The following is a 23362-nucleotide window of genomic DNA, read 5'->3' as shown; positions in this document are numbered from 1 at the left end:
CCCGGACTAATTCGCCGCGCCGCACCCCGCTTGCCCTTTGTCTTCCCTTTGCGTAAACCGCGCCGAACGCGACTGCATAAGGGTGAGTCATGCCCATTCTCGTCATGAAATTCGGTGGCACATCCGTGGCCACGCTGGACCGTATCAAACGCGCTGCCAAGCGTGTCGGGGTCGAGGTGGCCAAGGGCTATGACGTGATCGTCATCGTCTCGGCCATGTCGGGCGAGACCAACAAGCTGGTTGGCTTTGTCAATGAAACATCGCCGCTGTTTGATGCACGCGAATACGACGCCGTGGTGTCATCGGGCGAAAACGTGACCGCCGGGCTGATGGCGCTGACGCTGCAGGAAATGGACGTGCCCGCACGCTCATGGCAGGGCTGGCAGGTGCCGCTCAAGACGACAGACACCCACGCCGCAGCGCGGATCGTGGAAATCCCGACCGAGAACATCACCGCCAAGTTCGAACAGGGCATGCGGGTTGCCGTCGTCGCCGGTTTCCAAGGGATCGCACCCGATGGCCGTATCACCACGCTGGGCCGGGGGGGATCGGACACCACCGCGGTCGCATTTGCTGCGGCTTTCGGGGCCGAACGTTGCGATATCTACACCGATGTGGACGGCGTCTATACCACCGACCCACGCATCTGCGAAAAAGCCCGCAAGCTGGACAAGATCGCGTTCGAGGAAATGCTCGAACTGGCCTCGCTGGGGGCCAAGGTGCTGCAAACCCGCTCTGTCGAGCTTGCCATGCGCTACAATGTGAAACTGCGCGTGCTCTCAAGCTTTGAGGAACAATCGGACGACGCCGGAACGCTCGTCTGCGATGAGGAGGAAATCATGGAACTGAATGTTGTATCCGGCGTGGCCTATAGCCGCGATGAAGCCAAGATGACCCTCATCTCCGTGGCCGACCGCCCCGGCATTGCCGCCGCCATCTTTGGCCCGCTCTCCGAGGCGGGTGTCAACGTGGACATGATCGTGCAGAACATCTCGGAAGAGGGCCGCACCGACATGACCTTTTCCTGCCCCACCGATCAGGTGCGGCGTGCCGAAAAGGCCATGACCGACGCCAAAGCCGCAGGCGAAATCAACTTCCATGACATCGTGGCGGACGAAGGCGTGGCCAAGGTCTCTGTGGTCGGCATCGGCATGCGGTCGCACGCGGGCGTGGCGGCCAAGATGTTCAAGGTGCTCTCGGACGAGGGGATCAACATCAAGGTTATCACCACTTCGGAAATCAAGATCTCGGTGCTGATCGACCGGAAATACATGGAACTTGCCGTTCAGGCGCTGCATGACGCTTTCGAATTGGAGAAAGCGGCCTGAGCACGGCGCGCCGACGCGGGTCGGCGCGGCCCGATCATCTTTCGCGAATCAGACTGCGGGTGCAGCGTTTGGATTTGTGCGCCTCGTTGGCGCTGTCATCGTTTGGTCCGGGTATAAACGCATCCGGCAGTGTGCGGTGATGGGTGTTCCGCCCGAAGCTGCATGCAATAATTGCGCAAATCGACACACAGTCACCCAAGGCGTGCGCGCGATAGCTGACAGGCAGGGCCTGCGACCCAAGGAAATCCATGCCGCATCGCAGCACGAATTCCTTGTAAAACAGGGACAAACGGGCCTTTTCGTTCCCCCCACCCCGCGCGTATAAGGGGTGCGGGTATTGAGGGATGAGAGGCGTATGCCGGACGGTTTGGAAAGCGAAAGCCGCAAGCTGCTGGGTCGCCTGCGCGACCTCATGGCCGAAGAAGCGGCCGGGCAGGAGCGGCTCGACAAGATCACGCATCTCACGGCCAATTCCATGGGCTGCGAGGTGTGCTCGATCTATCTCTTCCGCGATGAAGAGACCCTTGAGCTCTGCGCCACCGAAGGCCTCAAGGCAGAAGCCGTGCACCAGACGCGCATGCGGGTCGGTGAAGGGCTTGTGGGCCGTGTTGCCAAATCGGGCGCTCGGGTCAACACTGCCGACGCGCCTTCTGCGCCGGGCTTCCGTTACATGCCCGAAACCGGCGAAGAGATTTATTCCAGCTTCCTCGGGGTTCCGATCCAGCGGCTGGGCGAAACGCTTGGCGTGCTGGTCGTGCAGTCCAAGGAAGCGCGCAAATTCATCGATGACGAGGTCTATGCGCTGGAAGTTGTTGCCATGGTCCTTGCTGAAATGGCCGAACTGGGCGCCTTTGTCGGTGAAGGCGCGGCCATGTCCGCGCGCCATACGCAACCCTATCTGATCCGTGGCGTGACGGGTCAGGAAGGTGCCGCAGAAGGCCATGTCTGGCTGCATGAACCGCGCGTTGTGGTGACCAACCCCATTGCCGATGATCCGCACCGGGAAATGGAACGCCTTCACGAGGCCGTCGAGCAATTGCGCGTTGGCGTAGACCAGATGCTGGCGGGGGCACGCGGCGGCGACAAGGAGCAGCTTGAAGTTCTCGAAGCCTATCGCATGTTCGCCAATTCCCGCAGCTGGATGCGCCGCATGCAGGAAGACATCTCGCGCGGCCTGTCTGCCGAGGCTGCAGTCGAGAAAGAACAGAGCACCGCCCGAACCCGTTTGAGCCAGGTGCCCGATGCGTATTTGCGCGAACGGTTGCATGACCTTGATGACCTGTCTAACCGGCTGTTGCGCATCCTCACCGGCCAGGGCAGCGTGACAGGGGCAGAGATGCCGGACGACCCGGTTCTGATTGCCCGCAATATCGGCCCCGGCGAGTTGCTGGAATATGGGCGCAAGCTCAAGGGCATCGTGCTTGAGGAAGGCTCGGTCGGCTCGCACGCGGCGATTGTTGCGCGTGCGCTGGCCATTCCGCTGGTGATCCGCGCCGGCCGGGTCACAACCGAGGCGCTGAACGGCAATCACATCATGGTGGATGGCGATCAGGGGGTCGTGCATCTGCGGCCCGACGATACGGTTGTTGCCGCGTTCCGCGACAAGATGGCGATGATGGCCCAGGCGCAGGAGCGTTACGCGTCGATCCGGGAAAAGGCGGCAGAGACCCTCTGTGGGAAAACCATTTCGCTGCAAATGAATGCTGGTCTGATGGCAGACTTGCCCTCGCTCGCGGGGTCGGGGGCCGAAGGTGTGGGGCTGTTCCGGACAGAGCTTCAGTTTCTGGTGCGCAGCCAGATGCCCAAACGGACAGAGCTGGCCGAGCTGTACGCGCGCGTTCTGGACGCGGCGGACGGCAAGCGCGTGGTGTTCCGCACGCTGGATATCGGCTCCGACAAGGTCCTGCCCTATATGAAGGCCACAGATGAGCCGAACCCGGCGCTCGGATGGCGGGCAATCCGGGTGGCGCTGGACCGGCCGGGCGTGATGCGCATGCAATTGCAAGCCTTGTTGCGCGCAGCCAATGGGCGCCCTCTGTCGGTCATGTTTCCGTTCATTGCGCAATACAGTGAATACACCCAGGCACGTGCCGAAATGGACAAGGCGCTGGAACGCGAACGCATTCTGGGTCACCCGATCCCTGAAAGCCTTGAGGTCGGGGCGATGCTGGAAACCCCATCGCTGGGATTTGCGCCGGATGCGTTTTTCCGCGAGGTGGATTTCCTGTCCATCGGTGGCAATGACCTCAAACAGTTCTTTTTTGCCGCCGACCGCGAAAACGAACGGGTGCGCCGCCGCTACGACACGCTGAATTCCAGTTTCCTCACCTATATCCAGCAGATCATCTCGCGCTGCGACACCCATGGCACCCCGATCAGCTTCTGCGGCGAAGACGCGGGTCGCCCGGTCGAAGCGGTCTGTCTTGCTGCCATGGGCCTGCGGTCGCTGTCCATGCGCCCGGCCTCGATCGGTCCGGTCAAGCACCTGTTGCGCAAGACAAACCTGGATGAGCTGCGCCAGGTGATCGAAAACGCGCGCGAGGCGGGCGAACAATCGGTCCGCCCCGCAGTGATGGACTATTTGCGTAAGCAGTGATCTTGATCACAGTTTGAAAATGAGTAGCGTCGCACCAAACGACCGGAGTTTGCCAATGTCCCCCAATTTTGACGAGATCATCGACCGCCGCGGCACCCATTCCTCGAAATGGGACATGATGGAAAAGGTCTATGGCGTCTCGCCCGATGACGGGTTGGCCATGTGGGTGGCCGACATGGATTTCCGCCCGCCCAGCGTGGTGCAGGACGCTTTGCAGACCATGCTGGATCACGGAATCTACGGTTATCTTGGCGACGAGACCGATTATCGCGCGGCCATTGGCTGGTGGATGAAAAACCGCCATGGATGGGAGATTGACCCAGGCTGGATCTTTACAACGCACGGGCTGGTCAACGGTACTGCCATGTGCATCGACACCTTCACACGGCGGGGCGACGGGGTGGTCGTCATGAGCCCGGTCTACCACGCCTTTGCCCGCGTGATCCGCGCCGCCGAGCGCGAGGTCGTGGAATGCCAGCTTGTGAATAATGCGGGCCGCTACGAGATGGATTTCGAGAGCTGGGATGCGCAGATGACAGGCAATGAGAAAATGCTCATCCTGTGTTCTCCGCATAATCCCGGCGGCCGCGTCTGGACGCGCGAGGAATTGCAGGGGGTGGCCGATTTCTGCAAGCGGCATGATCTGATCCTGGTGTCGGATGAAATCCACCATGATCTGGTCTATCCGGGGGCCACGCATATCCCGATGACCACTGTGGACGAAAGCGTCCTTGACCGGCTGGTCATGATGACCGCCACCACCAAGACCTTTAACATCGCGGGCAGCCATTCCGGCAACGTGATCATTCCGGACCCCGAACTGCGCAAAGCCTTTGCGGGCCGTATGGCGGCATTGGGCAAATCGCCCAATTCCTTTGGCGTCTTCATGGCCACCGCAGCCTATAGCCCCGAGGGCGCGGACTGGGTCGATGCGCTGGTGGCCTATCTTGATGGCAATCGCAAATTGCTGGACGCGGGGCTGAATGCCATTCCGGGCGTGGCATCCATGCCGCTTGAGGCCACCTATCTGAGCTGGGTGGATTTCGGCGGCACGGGCATGGACAAGGACGAACTCCTGCGCCGGGTGGAAAAGGACGCCCGCATTGCCGTCAACCACGGCCCGACATTCGGCAAAGGGGGCGAAACGTTCCTGCGGTTCAATATCGGAACGCCACGCGCCAATGTCCAAGAGGCCGTAGAGCGGTTGCAAAAGGCCTTTGCCGACCTGCAATAACGCGCATACAGAACCCTGCCGCAAGCCAATGTGCATTGACGCGCAACTCCTGCGCGTTCAATCGGGTTTTCTTTGCCCGGCGATGCGTTACCTCCTGAGTGAAACCAAAGGAGGTATTTCATGGGACTTCTCGTTGACGGTGAATGGCGCGATCAGTGGTACGACACCAAATCCACCGGAGGCGCCTTCAAGCGCAGCACGTCGAAATACCGCAACTGGGTTACCGCCGACGGCAGTGCGGGCCCGTCTGGTGAGGGCAGTTTCAAGGCTGAAAGCGGACGCTACCATCTCTATGTCAGCCTTGCCTGTCCCTGGGCGCATCGGACGCTGATTTTCCGCAATCTCAAAGGTCTGGAAGACCATATCGGCGTCTCCGTTGTGCATCCCGACATGCTGGGCGATGGCTGGACATTTGACGACAGCTATCCCGGCGCGACGGGCGATCAGCTATACGGCCTGCCCTTTGCACGTGACATCTATCTCAAGGCCGATCCAAAGGCATCCGGCCGCGTGACCGTGCCGATTTTGTGGGACACGCAGCGCGAAACCATCGTGAGCAATGAGAGCGCCGAGATCATCCGCATGTTCAATTCGGCTTTCGACGCGATCACTGGCAATCATGAGGACTATTGGCCCGCGGCCCTGCGCGCGGCCATCGAGCCGGTCAATGCGCGCATCTATGACACGCTGAACAACGGTGTTTATAAATCCGGCTTTGCCACCACCCAAGAGGCCTATGACGCGGCGGTGAACCCTTTGTTCGAAACGCTGGATTGGCTTGAAGAGCGGTTGAGCACAAATCGCTATCTGATGGGTGACCGCCTGACCGAGGCTGATTGGCGGCTCTTCACCACGCTGATCCGGTTCGATCCGGTCTATCACGGGCATTTCAAATGCAATCGCAGCCGGATTGTCGATTACCCGGCGCTCTGGGCGTATCTGCGCGAGCTATACCAATGGCCCGGCGTCGCAGAGACCGTGGATTTCGATCACATATCGCGTCACTACCATTACAGCCACAATAGCATCAACCCGCATCGCATCGTGCCGGTTGGTCCGGAGCTGAACTATGACGCCCCGCATGGCCGGGACGCTGTATTGCCCACCGCAGCATGATGTTCGACCAACGCGGCCAGATCCTCTGGTCGCGTTGTTCCCGGCACGAGCGCACAGGCATTCGGGCTGAATTCAAAGATCGAGCCGTCCGAGAAGAACCGGGAATTCGTGACAAAGATCACGCGCGCGTCGGGTTGCTTGAAACTGGCAAAGTCGGACACGGCAAAGGCCGCACCATCCCCGATTTGCAGGTTCAGCACAATGATTTCGAATGTCTGGTCCTGAAGCGCTTGCACAGCGTCGCTCTGCCCTTGGGTCAGAACCACGCGCGCGCCGAACCGTTCCAGATGGCGCGCCCAAAGCGATCCCAAGCTGAGATTTGCTTCGACGATCAGTACACGCATGTCTCCGCCCTCCAGACGATTAACCCGGCATTTATTCAGCGTGTCCCACGACCATTTATCTGCGAAATTTCCCTAACAAATGGTAAACATCCCCGTTTCCAAGCGGTCCCTGCGATAATCCGCCACAGGGTTTTTGCGGTTGCCGACAACACGGCTTGCCAGCCTGCCCACGGATGCTAGGCTGCGCCAAACCAACGATCCAACAGGTGTTTACATGACGTTTCTTCGCCATATTCAGGCGCTTTCCCTTTGTCTTGCAGCCGCTTTGCCCTCGGCAGCGTCGGCTCAATGCGGAGGGTCCTTTTCGGGATTTGTCGCCGCTCTGAAGGACGAGGCAATCAGCAAAGGTCACGCACCCGCCACCGTGGATCGGTTCTTTTCATCCGTCAGGCAGGATCAAAGCGTATTGCGCGCCGACCGGCGGCAGGGCGTATTCCAGATTCCCTTTGTCGATTTTGCCCGCCGCCTGATCAGCCAGAACCGTATTAATAACGGCCGTGCCAATGCCCGGCGCTATGCAGAGGTGTTCGACCGGATGGAGCGCGAGTTCGGTGTGTCGCGCGGGGTGCTGCTGGCCTTTTGGGCGTTCGAGACCGATTTCGGCCAGGTCCAGGGCGATTTCAACACGTTGAACGCGCTGGTCACGCTCGCGCATGACTGTCGTCGCCCGGAACTTTTCCGGCCACAGATCTTTGCGGCACTCGAGCTTTATGAAAACGACGATTTCGACCCAAGAACCACGACCGGCGCCTGGGCGGGCGAGATCGGCATGGTGCAGATGCTGCCCGAGGACATCCTGACCAACGGCGTTGATGGGGACGGCGACGGGCATGTGACGCTCAAAACCTCTGCTCCTGATGCGCTTTTGTCCGGGGCCAATATGCTGCGCGATCTGGGCTGGCGCGCGGGCGAGCCATGGATTCAGGAGGTGCAGGTGCCTGCAGATTTCGATTGGTCACTGACCGGTCTGGACCAACAGCGCCCCGCCTCGGACTGGGCCGCGATGGGCGTTCAGCCCCGGGAGGGTGACCTGGCAGAACTCCCCGCCGCGCTGGTTCTGCCGCAGGGGCGCAAGGGGCCAAAATTCCTCGCCTATCCGAATTTCAACGTCTATTTCGAGTGGAACAAGAGCTTTGTCTACGTCATGACCGCCGCCTATTTTGCCAACCGGCTGGAGGGTAAAGCCGTGTTCGACGCGGGCAATCCGGAACAGGGCCTGTCGGGCGAGCAGATGAAGCAGTTGCAGCGCAAGTTGCAGGATATGGGATATGATGTGGGGGATGTCGATGGCATCCTGGGAGCCAAGACCCGCGCCGCCGTGCAGGACGCACAGGTCAAGCTGGGCTTGCCCGCCGATGCCTGGCCGACACCGGGGCTACTTAACCGTTTGTGAACGATCTGCTTACCAATTCTTAGGAATTGTGCTACAGTTTGAAATTGCGAAAGTGTTTTTCAGTGTCATCACCGAAAAACGGCCCGCTAGAGCTGCTACTCTGCCGGGCCTCTCTTTTTCGGACTTTTACGGCCCTGCCAACAGTCGGATGATTGCGATGAGCAGCGAAAGCGCTGCCAGTATCACCATCCATTTGCGAAAAGTGCCTTCACTCAGTGTCATCACCTCCTTGTGCCGACATTTGTTGCGACACGAATCAAAGTAGAGATGAATTCTTAACCAGGTCTCAACCCAGCGCTCACTCCCTGACCGGAAACCGATCCCCCGCCTCGGTGATCACCACCAACCGATCCTGTGCATCGGTGACATAGGCATCACAGCGCGAAAACCCGTTGACGAACTCGATGCAGACGCGGCTGTCTTCCATGACCTCGAAATAGCCATACCCCGTCCCACCATCATCGGCGTACGTGTAGGTATAGCGCCCGTCCTCGTAAAACTCGGATTTCCCACCATCATAGAAAGTCAGGATTTCACCGCGCAGCCGGGCATCCAACGCCGCCAGATCAAAGCCTGTATCGCTGTCGCGCAAAACCCAGCTTTCGGCAAATGCGGGACTGGCAAACAACAGGGTCAACAGGATCGTGGCGCGCATCGGGGTCTCCTTTTGCCGACAGCATAGCCGCAACACTCAGGCACACCGGACACGTTTACGCGACCATGCGCTCCGCTTTCTTGAGGTCAACGGAGACAAGCTGGCTCACCCCCTGCTCCTGCATCGTCACCCCGAAAAGCCGGTCCATCCGCGCCATCGTCACCGCATGGTGCGTGATGATCAGGAACCGGGTCTCGGTCTGGCGGCACATCTCGTCCAGAAGATCACAGAACCGGGTGACGTTGGCATCGTCCAGGGGCGCGTCCACCTCGTCCAGCACACAGATCGGCGCAGGATTGGCCAGGAACACCGCAAAGATCAGCGCCAGCGCCGTGAGCGTCTGTTCCCCGCCGGAAAGAAGCGAAAGGGTCGACAGCTTCTTGCCCGGCGGCTGGCACATGATCTCAAGGCCTGCCTCAAGCGGGTCATCGCTTTCGACCAGCACGAGGTTTGCCTCGCCTCCGCCAAACAGATGGGTGAAGAGCATCGAGAAGTTGCTGTTCACCTGCTCGAACGCGGTCAAAAGCCGTTCGCGCCCCTCGCGGTTCAGACTGGCAATCCCGTTGCGCAGCGTGCGCACCGCTTCTTCCAGATCGGTCTTTTCGCTGACCAACCCGTCATGCTCTTCCTGCACCTCACGCGCGTCTTCCTCGGCGCGCAGGTTCACGGCACCCAGCGCATCGCGCTGCCGCTTCAGCCGGTTCACATCTGCTTCGATCGCATCCGCACCGGGCATTTTTTCCGGATCAGTATCGAGCTTGTTCAGCAATTTCTCAGGCGTCGTCTCAAGCTCCTCTCGGATACGCTCCGCCGCGGCGCTGGCATTCTCGGACGCCGATTCCGCCCGCGCCTGCGCCCCGGCCCGCGCCTCGCGCGCTTCAGAGGCCAGTCGCTCGGCTTCCCGCTCTGCATGTTCTGCGGTGCGCAGCGCCGTCTCCGCTTTGGCCAGCACATCCGCCGCCCGACACCGCCGATCTTCGGCCTGCGCAATGGCGTCGGCCAGTTCCTCGCGCTGCGCCGCAATCTCTTCGGGCACTCGCGACGCGGTCTCCAACTCATCTTCGCTGGCCTGTTTGCGGTCATGCAGCTCTGCACTGCGTTTTTCCGCCGTTTCCAAACGGTGCCGCCACCCCGACAGATCCTTGGTCACCTGCTGTGACCGCCGCGTGCGCGCCTCGCCTTCGCGGCGCAGCTCATCAAGCGCGGAGCGACGGGACATCATCGTCATGCGCGCCGCTTCGACTGTCATCTTGACGTCTTCGACCAGTGCGCGCGCCGCCTCAAGATCCGGCAGGTCGGCCACCGCGCGTTCGGCCTCGCGCAGTTGCAACGCGGCGGCCTGCGCCTCTTCCTCATGACGTTTCAGCGCCAGCCCAAGGCTTTCCAGCCGCCCCTCGGCGAGGTTCTTTTCCGCTTCGGACCGGCTTGACGCGCGGCTCGCCTCTGTGACCTGCCGGTCCGCTTCGCGCCGTGCCTCGCGGGCCTCTTTGTCGGCGCGGCTCAGGTCCGACAAACGCTGGATCAGCGCCTCATGCGCAGCCCGCGCGGCGTCCATCCGCGTTGTCGTCTGCTCCAGCGATTGCTTGAGCACTTCCAGCCGGTTCAGTTGCTCCAGCCGCAGCGCGGCCGCCGAGGGCGCATCCTCGGCCCAGGCGCGATAGCCGTCCCAGCGCCACAGGTCGCCCTCAAGGCTGACCAGCCGCTGCCCCGGCTGCAACAGGGGCTGCAACCGCGCCCCGTCATCGGCCTCGACCAGACCGATCTGCGCCATGCGACGGGCCAGAACATCGGGCACCGAGACATGATTGCTCAGCGGAGTTACCCCCCCGGGCAGGGGCTGCGCCGCATCGTAATCGGGCAGCACGGTCCAACCCGACGGGCCATCGCCATGCACTTCGGGGGCGCGCAGATCATCGGCCAGAGCCGCGCCCAGCGCCTTTTCAAAGCCCTGCTCCACCTGCAACCGGTCCATGATCTGCCCGCCCTCGGCGGTGTCACGCTCCAGGAGTTTCGCCAAAGCCTGAGTCTCGGCGCGCAGCGCATTGGCCTCACCCTCGGCCTCGGAGCGTTCTGCGCGGGCCTCGGCCTCGCGCGATTGCGCCTCGGCGCGGGCCTCGTCGGCGGCGGCCAGAGCGTCTTCGGCGCGCTGCGCCATTTCGCGGGCGCGGGCCTCGGCCTCTTCTGCCGTAACCTGATCCTGCGCCGCCTGCTCCAGCCTGGCGCGGCTTTCCTCGACACCTGCGCGTGCCTTTTGTGCCTGCTCATCGCTGCGCTGCTGCTGCTTTTCGCTGTCCGACAGCATCCGCTGCGCCGATTGGTGCCGCGCGGCCAGCCGCGCCACATCCTCGGTCTGTTGGGCCAGATCGGCCTCGCGCTCGGACAGGACCGATGCCGCTTCCTGCGCCGCCTCGGTGGCCTCGGACATGCGGTCGTCATGACCGTCACCGGCCTTGGCCAGTTCCCGCGCTTCCCATTCCAGCCGCTCGATCGTCTCGCCCGCATCGCGGTTCAGCCCGGCCTCGCGGTCAATGTCATGCACCAGTTGGGCAATGCGATTTTGCAGCGTCGCAATCTTGTCACGCGCGGTGGTTTCCTGATCGGCCAGAGTGTCACGTTGCACGCTGAGCCGTTGCAGGATCGCGGCCGCAATCGCTTCTTCCTCGCGCAGCGGTGGCAGCGCTTCGTCACATTGCTCGCGCAGCTTGGCCGCTTCGCGCGCCGCTTTTTCCGCCTGTGCCGCACCGGTCAGCTTTTCGCGCAGCGCCTCTTCGGCCCTTTGCCGCGCTTCGTCCGCTTCTTTCCAGCGGCGGTACAGCAAAAGCCCCTCTGCCTGCCGAAGCTCTTCGCCAATCGCGCGATAGCGCGCCGCCTGACGCGCTTGCCGCGCCAGTTGCGCCAGTTGCGCAGCCAACTGTTCGATCACATCATCGACGCGAGTCAAATTGGTCTCGGTGCTCTTCAGCTTCAGCTCGGCCTCATGACGGCGCTGATACAGCCCGGAAATCCCGGCCGCTTCCTCAAGGATACGACGACGGTTCTTGGGTTTGGCGTTGATCAACTCGCTGATCTGCCCTTGCCGGACCAACGCGGGCGAATGCGCGCCGGTCGAGGCGTCGGCAAAGAGCATCTGCACGTCACGCGCCCGCGTATCCTTGCCATTGGCCTTATAGGCAGAGCCCACATCACGGGTGATCCGGCGCACGATCTCAAGCGCGTCGCTGTCGTTGAACCCCGCCGGGGCCAGACGATCCGAGTTGTCGATATGCAGAGAGACCTCGGCAAAGTTGCGCGCGGGCCGTGACGCCGCCCCGGCAAAGATCACATCCTCCATGCCGCCGCCGCGCATCGCCTTGGGACGGTTTTCCCCCATCACCCAGCGCAACGCTTCAAGCAGATTGGATTTCCCACAGCCGTTCGGACCAACCACGCCAGTCAGCCCATCGCCGATCATCAGATCGGTGGGATCAACAAAGCTTTTAAAGCCTGTGAGGCGCAGTTTGTGAAAGCGCAAGACGTGGTCCCCGTGGTTCTGCCCGTGATTCCGGCTTGGCGCCAGTCTGGAGGCCGATCTTGGGATCTGTCAATCTTGAACCCCAGCATCTAGGGTAAATTTGCGAGTTATCCACATTATATTGGCAATTCATTGCTTATTGATGGGGTTTAGCCACAGGTAAACTGTACGTCGCTTTCGCCTGTACTCGACGGCGCTCCAGCCCGACCGCTGCATACAAGCTTGCGGCGCGGCTTGCGCGGCGCGCCCGCTCCGCAATCGACCCCAGCCATCAGCACCGAAGGATCCCCCTGCATCCAGGCAACCCGGCATCCGTTTACCGCCTCGATCGCGCGGCCGCCGTTATTCGCAATGTCGGTCATCCGCACCGGCCAGAAAAAGTTGCGCCGAATCGCTTCGGCGTGGCCATTGCGCATACGTACGTCAAAGATCATCCCGCCCTGCTCTGAACGCACCGGGGTCACGCCCATGTGGCGCGGCCTCGGCGTGTCACACGAGGAAAGAAAGATGGGGAACAAGAGTATGAAAAGCCATCGCATACCCACAGGCTAGGACCGACAGGGTTAACAACCCCTTACAAACTGAACATTCGGCATCGCCACCCTTTACATTCAACTTTCTGCATGTATATTCACATTCATATTTTCGAATGCAAAGGAGAGCGTCATGCAGACCTCACGCCCCGCAGATACCTACAACCCGACCTATTTCCTCGCCTCGCTGGGTGCAGGCGGGATCGTTGTGACCTTTTTCATGTTCCTGATGTTCTGGATCCCCCATCCCGGCCAACCCGTCCCGGTGTTCGAAGACATCATGGCCGCCTGGGCCACTGGCGCGCCGCTCACCCAGGCCACTATTGCCGTGGCCATGGTGGGCATCGCGTTCTTCGCCTTTCTCAACATCAAAAGCCTGATCGGGAACCTGCAAAGCTGGGCCGCCTTCCGCAAGACGCCCGCCTATGAGGCGCTGACCAATTCCAATGCCGAAGCCTCGGCGCTGGCCATGCCACTGGCCATGGCGATGACCGTGAATGTCGGCTTCATCGTCGGGCTGGTCTTTGTGCCGCAGCTCTGGAGCATCGTGGAATATCTCTTTCCCGCCGCCATGGTTGCCTTTGCTCTGATCGGTCTTTTGGCCTTCCGCATGATCGGCAGCTACCTGTCCCGCGTGCTGGGCGAAGGGCGCGGCTTCAACCCCGAGGCCAACAATTCCTTCGTGCAGATGGTTCCGGCCTTCGCGCTGACCATGATCGCCGTGGGCTTTGCCGCCCCCGCCGCCATGAGCACCGCCAAGCTCACCGTCTCGGCCAGCCTGATCCTGTCCACCTTCCTCGCCGTGATCTCGGTGGTCTATGTGCTGGCCGCGGCCTTTCCGGCCATTGCTTCGATGCTGCGAAACGGCGTGGCGCGGGAAGCTGCTCCGACGCTGATGATCATCGTCCCCATCGTCACCGTGCTGAGCATTCTCATGCTGCGCCAGAGCCACGGGCTGCACACCACCTTTGACGCCCATGCCAATTCCGGCGAAACGCTGGTCTTCCTGACCCAGATGCTGTCGATCCAGGTTGCCTTCCTGCTTCTGGGCGGCGCGGTGCTCAAAGCGCAGGGCTATTTCAAGGACTTCGTGATCGGGTCCAAGACCTCGCCCGGCTCCTATGCGCTGGTCTGCCCCGCCGTGGCCTTCTCGGTCCTGCTGCACTTCTTCGCCAACAAGGGGCTGGTGGGCGCCGGCGTGGTCGAGAAATTCGGCGCAGGCTACTGGGCGGTGACCGCCATCGCCATTGCGGCCCAGATCATCGCCATCGTCATGGTCCTGCGGCTCAACCGGCAGCATTTCCGCCGCGTCGACGCCGCCGCCATTCCGGCAGAGTGATAACCAACCCCTTCGCCACTCGACCGGAACGGAAGGGCCGCCTTGCTCGGGCGGCCCTTTTCCTTGCGTGCCCAAAGGTCACCGCGCGCGAATCGCCTGGGAAAAGCTCATCTCGGGATAACGCTCCTGCGCATCGGCCATGATCAACGCGGACGCCTGCCGGTCGGCAAGCGACCCTTCACCCCCCAGAACGCCCAGATCGTCCAGGTATTCCGGCAACCGACCGGACAGGATCAGACTCTTGCGGAGCGGCAGGTCGGATTTCAGGCTGCGGGCCAATCCGTAGACCACCGTGGTGCAATTGGCCGCGATGGTATTGTAGAACCGTGGCTCCGCATCCAGTTCCTGCGCCAGTTCCACATAGGACATGAACATGGTGCGCATTTGCTCCTGAGTCAGATCAACGGGGAACAGACGCACCTGTTCGCGGCGCTTATCCGTGCGCAGCCGAACGATATCCTGTTCGGTCGCGGCAATGAGGACAAGCTCGAACTGCCGGAAAAACCCGCCGATCTGGCTGAAGTCCTCACCCAGCTCACGGCGGATTTCGACGGAAAACACGACCCGCTCGCCATCGCTGAACCCGAAACTGACCAGAAGATGTGCGATGTCCGGGCTATCCCAGACCGAGGTAAGCATATCCACGCTTTGCAACTGATTCAGGTCATAGTCCTTTGTGATCCAGCGCTCCGTCGCGATCGTTTGGGTTTGCCAGTCGAAATCACGCAGATCACGCAGCGTGACCTGATCTCCCGTCACCTCCGCCTTGACCCCGCGCGCCACGTCAAACGCCCAGTTCCGGTCATCGCGCGGCTCAATCGTCTGGTACCAGCCGACCACGCCCAGCGCCGACAGCCCCAGCGCCGCCCATCCCAACCGGCGGCGGCGGAAACGGGCGAAGAGCGTGGCCAAAACGGCGCTCCCCAAAAGGCCAAGAGCGCCTGCGCGCGCCAAGCCGTCCAGATTGAGCCAGATCGCCGTGACGGACCATGCAGCCCCTGACGAAACGATTACAAAGAACATGGCGTGCAAGAAAAAGCGAAGAGACCGGGACATAACGAACCTCTTAAGGCATCATAGGCATTCAGTGCGCCCTGCGGACCGGGAAAGGTCCAGGCCCGCAGGGTGCCGGGGATCAGGCGTCGTCCCTGGAAGACACTTCCGCCAGCATACGCTCGGTCCGGGCATCTTCCAGCTTGTTGTAGATGCGGTCGCTCTCTTCGCGGTCACGCAGAGCCTTGGTGATGGCCGCCGTGGTATAGACCAGCATCAGCGCCGCCATCGCGTAATATCCCTTGGCGGTGAGGCTGGCCTCAAGGTTCCAGATGCCCGCCGCCATCATGCCCACGGCAATCGAGAACATAATATAGGTAAAGCTGTTCCAGGCTTTCGAAACTTTGGGGGTGTATTCGGTCATGGGGTCTCTCCTTCTGTATCCGGGGGAAGTGCCCCCGGGGATGTGTCGATGATGGATTGGATCAGGTGGACGGCGCGGCCTGTGCCCGCAACCGGGCCAGCACTTCCGCCGCCTCGGAGCGTAGCGGCGCGCCACAGCCAGCAGCAGCCAACCGGGCCGAGGTCGCCTCGGCGCTGGAACCTGCATTGATCTCCGCCAATGCAACCTCCACCTCTTCGGCATGGTCCTGCCTCCCCTGCAAACGCTCAAGCGTGGCTTCGGCTTCGCGCAGGCTGGCCAACACGCCATCGGGCATGGTGCCACGCAGCTTTTGGGTGCGTTGCGCCGCATCGGCGATCTGTTTGCCACGCTGAAGCGTGCGAAGGCGGTGTTCGGCAAGGCTTACTTGTTCGCGCAGTTTGCGGATTTCGCCATCATAATGCGCGATGGATTTGGCACAGGCGGCGCGCTCTGCTTCCAGTTCTGCAATGGCCGAGGCCCCTTCCGCCGCCAGGTCCTCGCGGTCCTTGCGCAGCGCGTCCAGTACCCGCTCTTCAAGTTCTGCGTGCTGACGGTCCAGCCGTGCCATGGCTTTGCGTTCCCGCTGGGCATAGGCCATGACAACGGCAACCGCGTGTTTGGCGCTTTCCAGCCCGGCAGCGGCGTCGCGCAATTGCTGGCGCAGGATCTGCAGGGCGTTGGCATCCGTGATCGCCTCGGCCACATCATGGCTGCGGCTTCGAAGCAATGTGGTTATCGTCTTGAACATCATGGCCTCCTCATTTATGAACGCTGTTCATGAATTATGGGTAAGGCGAAAATGAACGGCGTTCAAGAATTATTTTGAACACTGTTCATGAAATTTGAGGAAGCCATGGAAAACAAACGAGAAAAAAAACGTGCTGACCTCCGCAATCGGCTGATTGATGCCGCCGAAGACCAGATCACCCAACACGGAATCGAAGGGCTCAAGGCCCGCGCCGTGACCCAACAAGCCGGATGTGCCCTTGGCGCGCTTTATAATGCGTTTGAGGATCTGGACATGCTGGTGATGCATGTGAACTCGCGCACGCTGCAAAAGCTGGGGGCGGCGCTGACCGGTGCCCTACCCGGGACGGACGCCCAACCGGAAGAAGTGATGCAGGCGCTGGCTTCGGCTTATGTGGATTTCGCCTGCGCCAACCAGCGGCTCTGGATCGCGCTTTTTGACCATCGTATGGCGCAGGGCCGCGAGGCACCGGATTGGCACAAGCAGGATCACGCAGTGCTGATCAAGGTGATCATCGCACCGCTCAAAGACCTGCGCCCCGATCTCGATGAGGCGACGCTGATCCTGCGCGCGCGCACCACATTTGCCGCTGTGCATGGCGTGGTGCTGCTTGCTTTGCAGGGGCGGTTTGTCGGCCTGCCAATGGAGGCGCTGAAATCCGAGGTCAGCGCGCTGGTCAGCGCCATGACCCGTGGCGCGCATCTGGCCATTCCGGGCGAGACAGGGTGACCCCGGAAAACCGCTTGGCCCTCCGTTAAGGTGGTCATATAATCTGACCAATTGCCGGAGCGCCCCATGCCTTTCCAACCCGTTCAGCCCGAAAAACTCTCCACCGCCGTGACGCGCCAGATCGAGAAGCTGATCCTGCGCGGCATTTTGCGCCCGGGTGAGCGGCTGCCGTCCGAACGGGAACTGGCCGAACGGTTGCAAGTCTCCCGCCCCTCTGTCCGCGAGGCGGTCGCAGAACTGCAGGACAAGGGGCTGCTCAGCAGTCGCGCGGGTGCCGGGATCTTTGTGGCTGACGTGTTGGGTTCGGCCTTTTCACCGGCCTTGATCCAGCTTTTTGCCGATCACGACGAAGCGGTCTATGACTACCTGTCCTTTCGCCGCGACCTGGAAGGGCTGGCCGCGGAACGCGCCACGCGGCTGGGATCGGACACCGATCTCAAAGTGATCCAGACCATTTATGACAAGATGGAAGCCGCCCATGCCAAACGCGATCCGGGCGACGAGGCAGCGCTGGACGCGGAGTTTCACCTGTCGATCATCGAGGCCAGCCATAACGTGATCATGCTGCACATGATGCGGTCCATGTTCCAGCTGCTGCGCGAGGGTGTCTTCTACAACCGCCAGATCATGTTCAAACAGCGCATGACGCGGGATTCGCTTCTGGCCCAACACCGCGCCATCAACGACGCGCTGCAGGCCCGCGACGGCACCGCCGCCCGCGCCGCGATTGAGACCCATCTTGACTATGTCCAGGCCGCCCTGCGTGACCATGCCCGGGCTGAACGCAACGAGGGCATTGCGCGGCAGAGGTTCGAGCATGAGCAGATGCGCAAACTCTAGGCCGCCTGCCCCGCGCTCAGCCGTCTCCACCGCGTGGTGCGCCGTTCAACGCTTTGCAGGACTGCATATTCCAGAAATAGCATGACCGCGACAAAGCTGAACGCATAGGCCAGCACATAACCGGTTTCGAACAGCTGGAAATACAGGTGAATCTGGAAGCCTACCCCATTTGACCGGCCAAGAAATTCCACCACCAGCACGATCTTCCAGATGATCGCCAGCCCGTTGCGCATCGACGCCGCCAGATAGGGCCAAAGCTGTGGCATCAGCACATGGATCAGCCACCGGGCGCGGCCCATGCCAAAGACCTTTGCCATGTCATTCACGCGCGGGTCCACCGCCTGCACCCCTTCGCGCAACGTCACAGCCACCATTGCGGTCTTGTTGACCGCCACGGCAATAATCGCCGCCGTCTCATTCAGTCCGATCCAAAGATAGCACAGCACGATCACCACCAGCGCCGGGATGTTCTGGAACACCACGATCCAAGCCCCGAACCACCGGTTGGCGCGCGCCGAGAGGCCCAAGATAACGCCAATCGCAACGCCCAACACCATCGCCAATGAGAAAGCCAGAACCACACGGCGGAACGTGGCCCACATATGGTGTCCCAGCTCTCCGCTCGCAGCCTCGGACCGCATGGTACGCCAGACCTCTAATGGTGCCGGCATGATCGTGGCATCCGCCGTCAGCCATGCCGAGATCTGCCACAGCACGATCAGGGCCGCGACAGATAGAGCCAACACAGGCGCCGATGGGGTTTGCTTGCCGGTATCCTTTTTCATGGCAGAAATCTGCCACAGCTTGAGCCAGCCCGCCCTGCGACCATCGTCTCATTCCTCTGCGCCCGCGCACGCGCGTATCTTCGCCGCCATGGGAGGACTTGGCCGCATCTTTTTATGGCTTGCCGCGTGGATTTTCGCGGCCGTTCCCGTTTGGGCCGAGCCATTGCCGCGCGAAGAGATTGCGCCGCTGATCGTACCCCCGATGGAGCTGGGCCCGGAACTCAATGACAGCGGGCTCTACTCTCTCCTGAACTCCGGCGGGGCCGAGGCCGGATATGTCTTTGAAACCCTGCCCATCGCCCCCCTGCCCGGCTTTTCCGGTGCCCCGATCAACATGCTGGTCACGCTGGATCTGGAGGGCCGGTTTCTCGATGTACGGCTTTTGTCCCATAATGAACCGATCTTTGTCTCGGGGCTGGGCGAGGCACCATTCCACACGTTTTTCGAACAATACCGGGGCTTGTCGATCAATGATTCCATGGTGGTCGGCACCCCCTATGGCGGCGGGGGAAGCGGTTCGTCTCTGGTTTATCTCGACGGGGTGACCAAAGCCACGGCCTCGGTCCGCATAGCCCATGAATCGATACTGGCCGCCGCATTGCAGATCGCGCGCGAAAAGATGGGCCATGTGGACAGCGGGCCACCCGCCTTTCCCGATCCGGATCATAACGAGGAGCTGAATTGGGACGACCTTGTCGCGCAGGGGCTGGTGAAGAATTTTCAGGTCACCAACGCCGAGGTGAATGAGAAATTCGCAGGCACCGTCTGGGACGATGACGATCCCGAGGCCACGGACAATCCCGAAGACCTCTACCTCGACTTCTGGGTCGTCGACCTTGGCCCCAAATCCATCGCGCGCGCCGTCCTGTCCGAGGACAGCTACAATGACCTGCAACGGTTCCTTGAAATCTCGGACAATGACGAACCGCTTCTGGTGGTCGAAACCGCACGCCACGGGCTGGTCTCGGACGAGTTCGTGCGCAACACCTCGCCCGATTGGATCGGCATGGAGCAATCCGGCTTCCCGGTGGCCCTGCGGGATGCGGACCTGATCGTCGGGCTGGCCGATGACGTTCCCGACGCGCTGCACGAGGCGGCCGATTTCGGAGCGGCTCTGATCCTGCGCACCGACCGTCGGCTGGGCTTTGATCCGGCCTCACCCTATACGATGCAGATTTCGGCCATCCGCGAACACGGCATGTTCCAGCCCGAGGTCGGCACAGTCACGCTTGAGGCCGAACATGTCACCGATGAACGCTTCTTCAAACGCCCCGAGGTGATCAAACCCGCACCCCCCTGGCTCGATGCGCTGCGCAACCGGGCCGAGGACCTTGTGGTGTTGGGGCTGTTCCTTGCTGCGCTTGTGCTGCTTCTGGGGCTCAGCCTCAACCGTCTGGCCGGGCATCAGTATTTCACCCCGATCCGTCTTGGCATCCTTGCCTTTGTCACAGGTTTTATCGGCTGGTGGGGACAGGGACAGCTCTCTATCGTGACCCCGCTGGCCACGCTGCGCACGGGCATAGATGGCGGCTCCTACAGTTTCCTGCTCTATGATCCCTTCTCGCTGGTGATCTGGGGCGTGACGATCCTTGGCTTCGTGCTCTGGGGCCGCGCGCTGTTCTGCGGCTGGCTTTGCCCCTTTGGCGCGCTTCAGGAATTCGCCGCCCATCTCGGCCGCATCCTGCGCCTTCCCCAGATCGAACCATCGGCTCGCTGGGACGCGCGGTTGAAATACCTCAAATACGTGCTGCTCGCCTCGCTGATGGGCGTGGTGATCTTTGCGCCGGACTTCACCGACAAGGCCGCCGAGGTGGAGCCGTTCAAAACCGCGATCACCACCTTCTTCGTCCGCGAATGGTACTACGTGGCCTATGCCGCTTTCTGGCTGCTGCTCTCCATGGTGCTGTTCAAGGGCTTTTGCCGCTATGTGTGCCCCCTGGGCGCGCTCATGGCTATCGGCGGCTGGCTCAGGGGGCGCAACTGGATCGACCGACGCGCCGAATGCGGCTCGCCCTGCCAGCTTTGCCGGGTGAAATGCCAATACGGGGCCATCGAGAAATCCGGCAAGATCGACTATACTGAATGTTTCGGATGCCTCGACTGCGTGACGATCCATGATGACGAGGCGCAATGCGTGCCACTGATCCTCGCCGCGCGCAGTCGTGCAAGAAAGGTGGCCGCCGAATGACCCTGAGCCGCCGCCGTTTCCTTGCCATCTCCGCCGCTATGGCCGCGACCCCGGCACTGGCCCGCCCGCATACATGGAGCGGCTTTGCGTTGGGGGCTGAGGTGTCGGTCTCACTGCAAACGCCTGAAGATCCTGCCCCATTGATCGCCGCCATCCGAAGGGAACTGGCCAGCATCGAAGCCGCCTTTTCCCTCTATGATCCGGACAGCGAGATCACCCGCCTGAACACCACCGGATATCTGGAGCTCAGCCCCGCCTGGCAAAGCCTCCTGCCCGCCATCGACCGGTTGCACAGCATAACGGAGAGCCTGTTCGATCCCACCGTGCAACCGCTCTGGGAAGCGCTGGCCAAGGGCCATGACCCGGCCCCCGCCCGCGCCCTGATCGGCTGGCACCGCACCCGGCAGGACGGCGCGCGGCTTGTGCTGGACAAAGGCCAGAAACTCACCCTGAACGGCATCGCACAGGGCTATGCCACGGATCGCATTCGAGCGCTTCTGGCCAATGCAGGTCTCACCCAAAGCCTGATCAATATCGGCGAATTCGCCGCACTTGGCGGCCCCTACCGACTGGGCCTGTCTGACCCGGGCCATGGCCATCTTGGACATGTCACGCTGGAAAACGCTGCCGTTGCCACCTCAAGCCCTGCCGCCACGCCGCTGGGCCCCGGCGGCCATATCCTGCATGTCAGCGCGCGCCCGCGCTGGTCCACGGTTTCCGTTGTCGCGGATAGCGCAACCCTGGCGGATGGCCTCTCGACCGCTCTGACGCTGGCCCCGCTGGAGCAAGCCCGCGATTTGGCGCGGATGCCCGGAATCCACAGCGTCAGGCTCGTCTCAGCGGAAGGCGACCTGACAACGCTCTGACACGCCCGCATCTTCTTCTGTTTGAAATACCTTCGGTGAGGGGGCAGACAGCCCCCTTCACCCCCTGAACATCAGCGCTCCGGCGCCAGATGTGTCAGCCCGTAAGACGCGTAAATCCCGGCGATCCGACCATCGGACAGCGCCGCGTAAATCGCGTCATCCACCGCGTAGCTCAGTGGGCGATAGGCAAAATGCACCCCCACGCCCAGCGTCCACTTGCTCACCGCGAACCCCACCAGCGGCGGCTGATGCACACCTACCGTATCATCCAGCCCATGTTCCAGCTGCGCCAGCGGCCCCATCGCGGCCATCGTCTCGCCTGCCTTCAATGCCTCCATCGCCAGCGCTGTCGTGGGGTAGCGTTTCACATTGTCCGGCCCAACCAGCTGGGTCAGATAGAAATCGGCAATCGAGTCATTTTCGACCGCCACCGTATCAAACCGGAAATAGGCCGGGACCGGCTTTTCCTCCGGATAGGCTTCTTTGCGATAGGCAATGGCGATGCTTTCGCCCGCATATTGCCCTGTAAAGACCACCTGCTCGACGCGGCACTTGAACTTGCTGTCATAGGGGACGCGCATCATGACATTGGCGATCCGCCCACCGATCAGCGCGCCTTTCCACAGATTGAAGCGCAGATCCGCCTCAAGGTTCTCGCCCGCCCCAACGAAATTGAATCGTGGTTCCACGCCGATGCTCTCGGCAATCAGCCGGGCAATCTCGACATCCACGCCCATGGGCTTGCCCTTTTCCTCCCAGGAATAGGGCGGGTTGTCCTCGTAGACCGCAAAGAGCATATGCCCCTGCTCCATGATCTGGTCCAGTTCCTGCCCGACAATATCGCGCGAGGCGTTTTGCGGCTTGGGTTGCGGGACATAATCGGCACAGGGGTCTTCGGCCCAAACGGCACCCGGCCCCGCAATCAGCAGGGCCGTGGCCAGTATCCCTAAGGATCTAAGGAATCGTGTCATCATGCCCTATCAATGAGCCGCAGACAGACCGATCGTCAAGATTTCTGCCGCCTCGCCATAGGCGTCCGGTTCGGCTGCCAGAAGGTTAGCAGCGCGATAGGCCACCGAATCCGCCACCGGCGCGCCGGAGAGCGTCTCGATACCCGCCGCGATTTCGGCGAGGCGGGCCTGCGCCCCTGCGCTATCCGCACCCGACGCATCCTCGGCCCATGCGGCAAGCTGATCGCGGATTTCTTTCAGCTCCGGCGACGCCTCTTCCATCATGTCGGTGTCAGGGCGTGTCTCGATATAGGTACGGATCGCCCAACCGGCTTCCTGACCCAAGAGCTCTTCAAAGGCCGGCATCTTGGTGATGCCATTCTGGGTATAGCCTAGGCGGTAGCGCTCCATATACCATTCATCGCCGTATTCCTCGGCCTCAAGAAAGCGAAGATCGGGGGCCAGACCACCCGACACCACTTCAAGCCCGTGGCAGCGCGCACAGTTCTGGTTGTACCCGGACGAGCCGATCTCCAACGCGCGTTTCCATGTCTCTTCGCCCACCGCTTCGGCGCGATAGGGGTTTTCGATCAGCCATTCATCACCCAGTTCGGGCAGCCCGGTCGTGTCCACCGGCTGCGGCGCCACATCCCCATGGGCACCCGCCATCGACGCCGACAGACCCAGTACCAGTGCGGCAAGGCTCACTTTGCGAAACTTCATAGCCATTTCCCGTTCTCCCATGGCAGAAACTAGATTTGAGCTGTTCTACGCTGCCATGCAGCACCGG

General features: G+C 61.6%; 20 protein-coding genes. 10 read left to right on the top strand and 10 right to left on the bottom strand.

Annotated elements, in window-relative coordinates:
• Positions 1 to 89: 89 nt before the first annotated feature.
• From PGB28_RS08490 to PGB28_RS08475, 4 genes are all read left to right on the top strand, one after another.
• Positions 90 to 1328, top strand: a complete 1239-nt coding sequence (locus tag PGB28_RS08490) for an aspartate kinase (protein WP_271421074.1) — start codon at positions 90 to 92, stop codon at positions 1326 to 1328.
• 355 nt (positions 1329 to 1683) lie between these two features.
• Entirely contained in the window at positions 1684 to 3924 is a 2241-nt protein-coding gene (gene ptsP, locus PGB28_RS08485; RefSeq protein ID WP_271421073.1) for a phosphoenolpyruvate--protein phosphotransferase, read from the top strand.
• A 55-nt stretch (positions 3925 to 3979) separates the two neighbouring features.
• On the top strand, positions 3980 to 5158 hold the full coding sequence (locus PGB28_RS08480) for a MalY/PatB family protein (protein ID WP_271421072.1): 1179 nt from the start codon (positions 3980 to 3982) through the stop codon (positions 5156 to 5158).
• Positions 5159 to 5278: 120 nt separating this feature from the next.
• Complete coding sequence (locus PGB28_RS08475; RefSeq protein WP_271421071.1) at positions 5279 to 6274, top strand: glutathione S-transferase family protein; 996 nt, start codon at positions 5279 to 5281, stop codon at positions 6272 to 6274.
• On the opposite strand, the gene PGB28_RS08470 is transcribed toward PGB28_RS08475, so the two are convergent.
• Positions 6226 to 6618: a response regulator transcription factor gene (locus PGB28_RS08470; RefSeq protein WP_271421070.1), complete on the bottom strand. Its 393-nt coding sequence runs from the start codon at positions 6616 to 6618 to the stop codon at positions 6226 to 6228. The two genes, PGB28_RS08475 and PGB28_RS08470, sit on opposite strands and share 49 nt — an antisense overlap.
• Before the next feature lie 214 nt (positions 6619 to 6832).
• On the opposite strand from PGB28_RS08470, the gene PGB28_RS08465 reads away from it, so the two are divergent.
• Positions 6833 to 8011 carry a lytic murein transglycosylase gene (locus PGB28_RS08465; protein WP_271421069.1) on the top strand — a complete coding sequence of 393 codons (1179 nt, stop codon included), beginning with the start codon at positions 6833 to 6835 and terminating at the stop codon, positions 8009 to 8011.
• A 298-nt stretch (positions 8012 to 8309) separates the two neighbouring features.
• Here the strand turns inward: PGB28_RS08465 and PGB28_RS08460 are convergent, their stop codons facing one another.
• From PGB28_RS08460 to PGB28_RS08450, 3 genes are all read right to left on the bottom strand, one after another.
• Positions 8310 to 8666 carry a hypothetical protein gene (locus PGB28_RS08460; RefSeq protein WP_271421068.1) on the bottom strand — a complete coding sequence of 119 codons (357 nt, stop codon included), beginning with the start codon at positions 8664 to 8666 and terminating at the stop codon, positions 8310 to 8312.
• A 55-nt stretch (positions 8667 to 8721) separates the two neighbouring features.
• Positions 8722 to 12177 (bottom strand): chromosome segregation protein SMC, encoded by a 3456-nt coding sequence (smc, locus tag PGB28_RS08455; RefSeq protein WP_271421067.1) that lies wholly within the window; start codon positions 12175 to 12177, stop codon positions 8722 to 8724.
• Positions 12178 to 12326: 149 nt separating this feature from the next.
• Positions 12327 to 12647 (bottom strand): hypothetical protein, encoded by a 321-nt coding sequence (locus tag PGB28_RS08450; RefSeq protein WP_271421066.1) that lies wholly within the window; start codon positions 12645 to 12647, stop codon positions 12327 to 12329.
• A 196-nt stretch (positions 12648 to 12843) separates the two neighbouring features.
• Between PGB28_RS08450 and PGB28_RS08445 the strand changes: the two genes are divergently transcribed.
• Complete coding sequence (locus tag PGB28_RS08445) at positions 12844 to 14049, top strand: TsoY family (seleno)protein (protein ID WP_271421065.1); 1206 nt, start codon at positions 12844 to 12846, stop codon at positions 14047 to 14049.
• A gap of 78 nt (positions 14050 to 14127) precedes the next feature.
• Here the strand turns inward: PGB28_RS08445 and PGB28_RS08440 are convergent, their stop codons facing one another.
• The 3 genes from PGB28_RS08440 to PGB28_RS08430 all read right to left on the bottom strand — a co-directional run bounded on the left by PGB28_RS08440 (position 14128) and on the right by PGB28_RS08430 (position 16214).
• Positions 14128 to 15072, bottom strand: a complete 945-nt coding sequence (locus PGB28_RS08440; protein WP_271421064.1) for an Lnb N-terminal periplasmic domain-containing protein — start codon at positions 15070 to 15072, stop codon at positions 14128 to 14130.
• Positions 15073 to 15184: 112 nt separating this feature from the next.
• Positions 15185 to 15466: a YiaA/YiaB family inner membrane protein gene (locus tag PGB28_RS08435; RefSeq protein WP_271421063.1), complete on the bottom strand. Its 282-nt coding sequence runs from the start codon at positions 15464 to 15466 to the stop codon at positions 15185 to 15187.
• A gap of 61 nt (positions 15467 to 15527) precedes the next feature.
• Positions 15528 to 16214 (bottom strand): PspA/IM30 family protein, encoded by a 687-nt coding sequence (locus PGB28_RS08430; RefSeq protein ID WP_271421062.1) that lies wholly within the window; start codon positions 16212 to 16214, stop codon positions 15528 to 15530.
• Between the two features lie 87 nt (positions 16215 to 16301).
• Between PGB28_RS08430 and PGB28_RS08425 the strand changes: the two genes are divergently transcribed.
• On the top strand, positions 16302 to 16943 hold the full coding sequence (locus PGB28_RS08425; RefSeq protein ID WP_271421061.1) for a TetR/AcrR family transcriptional regulator: 642 nt from the start codon (positions 16302 to 16304) through the stop codon (positions 16941 to 16943).
• A gap of 66 nt (positions 16944 to 17009) precedes the next feature.
• Positions 17010 to 17783: a FadR/GntR family transcriptional regulator gene (locus PGB28_RS08420; RefSeq protein WP_271421060.1), complete on the top strand. Its 774-nt coding sequence runs from the start codon at positions 17010 to 17012 to the stop codon at positions 17781 to 17783.
• On the opposite strand, the gene PGB28_RS08415 is transcribed toward PGB28_RS08420, so the two are convergent.
• The gene (locus PGB28_RS08415) at positions 17780 to 18568 is read right to left on the bottom strand and encodes an ABC transporter permease (protein ID WP_271421059.1); all 789 of its coding nucleotides are present in this window, start codon (positions 18566 to 18568) and stop codon (positions 17780 to 17782) included. The two genes, PGB28_RS08420 and PGB28_RS08415, sit on opposite strands and share 4 nt — an antisense overlap.
• An 88-nt stretch (positions 18569 to 18656) precedes the next feature.
• Here PGB28_RS08415 and PGB28_RS08410 point away from each other — a divergent pair, with 88 nt between their 5' ends.
• Together PGB28_RS08410 and PGB28_RS08405 are read left to right on the top strand one after the other, a co-directional pair.
• Complete coding sequence (locus tag PGB28_RS08410) at positions 18657 to 20756, top strand: 4Fe-4S binding protein (protein ID WP_271421182.1); 2100 nt, start codon at positions 18657 to 18659, stop codon at positions 20754 to 20756.
• Positions 20753 to 21622 carry an FAD:protein FMN transferase gene (locus PGB28_RS08405; RefSeq protein ID WP_271421058.1) on the top strand — a complete coding sequence of 290 codons (870 nt, stop codon included), beginning with the start codon at positions 20753 to 20755 and terminating at the stop codon, positions 21620 to 21622. The genes PGB28_RS08410 and PGB28_RS08405 overlap by 4 nt, the downstream gene beginning before the upstream one ends.
• A gap of 71 nt (positions 21623 to 21693) precedes the next feature.
• Here PGB28_RS08405 and PGB28_RS08400 read toward each other — a convergent pair whose 3' ends face one another.
• A complete protein-coding gene (locus PGB28_RS08400) occupies positions 21694 to 22593 on the bottom strand; it encodes a substrate-binding periplasmic protein (RefSeq protein WP_271421181.1) in 900 nt (299 codons plus the stop codon).
• 9 nt (positions 22594 to 22602) lie between these two features.
• Positions 22603 to 23295 carry a cytochrome c-550 PedF gene (gene pedF, locus PGB28_RS08395; RefSeq protein WP_271421057.1) on the bottom strand — a complete coding sequence of 231 codons (693 nt, stop codon included), beginning with the start codon at positions 23293 to 23295 and terminating at the stop codon, positions 22603 to 22605.
• Positions 23296 to 23362: the final 67 nt, after the last annotated feature.

The organism is Primorskyibacter aestuariivivens (genome assembly GCF_028023675.1).
GTDB classification, from domain to species: Bacteria; Pseudomonadota; Alphaproteobacteria; order Rhodobacterales; family Rhodobacteraceae; genus Marinovum; species Marinovum aestuariivivens.
Note: the sequence above shows the minus strand (reverse complement) of the source record. Positions and strands in the feature narration are given on the sequence as shown.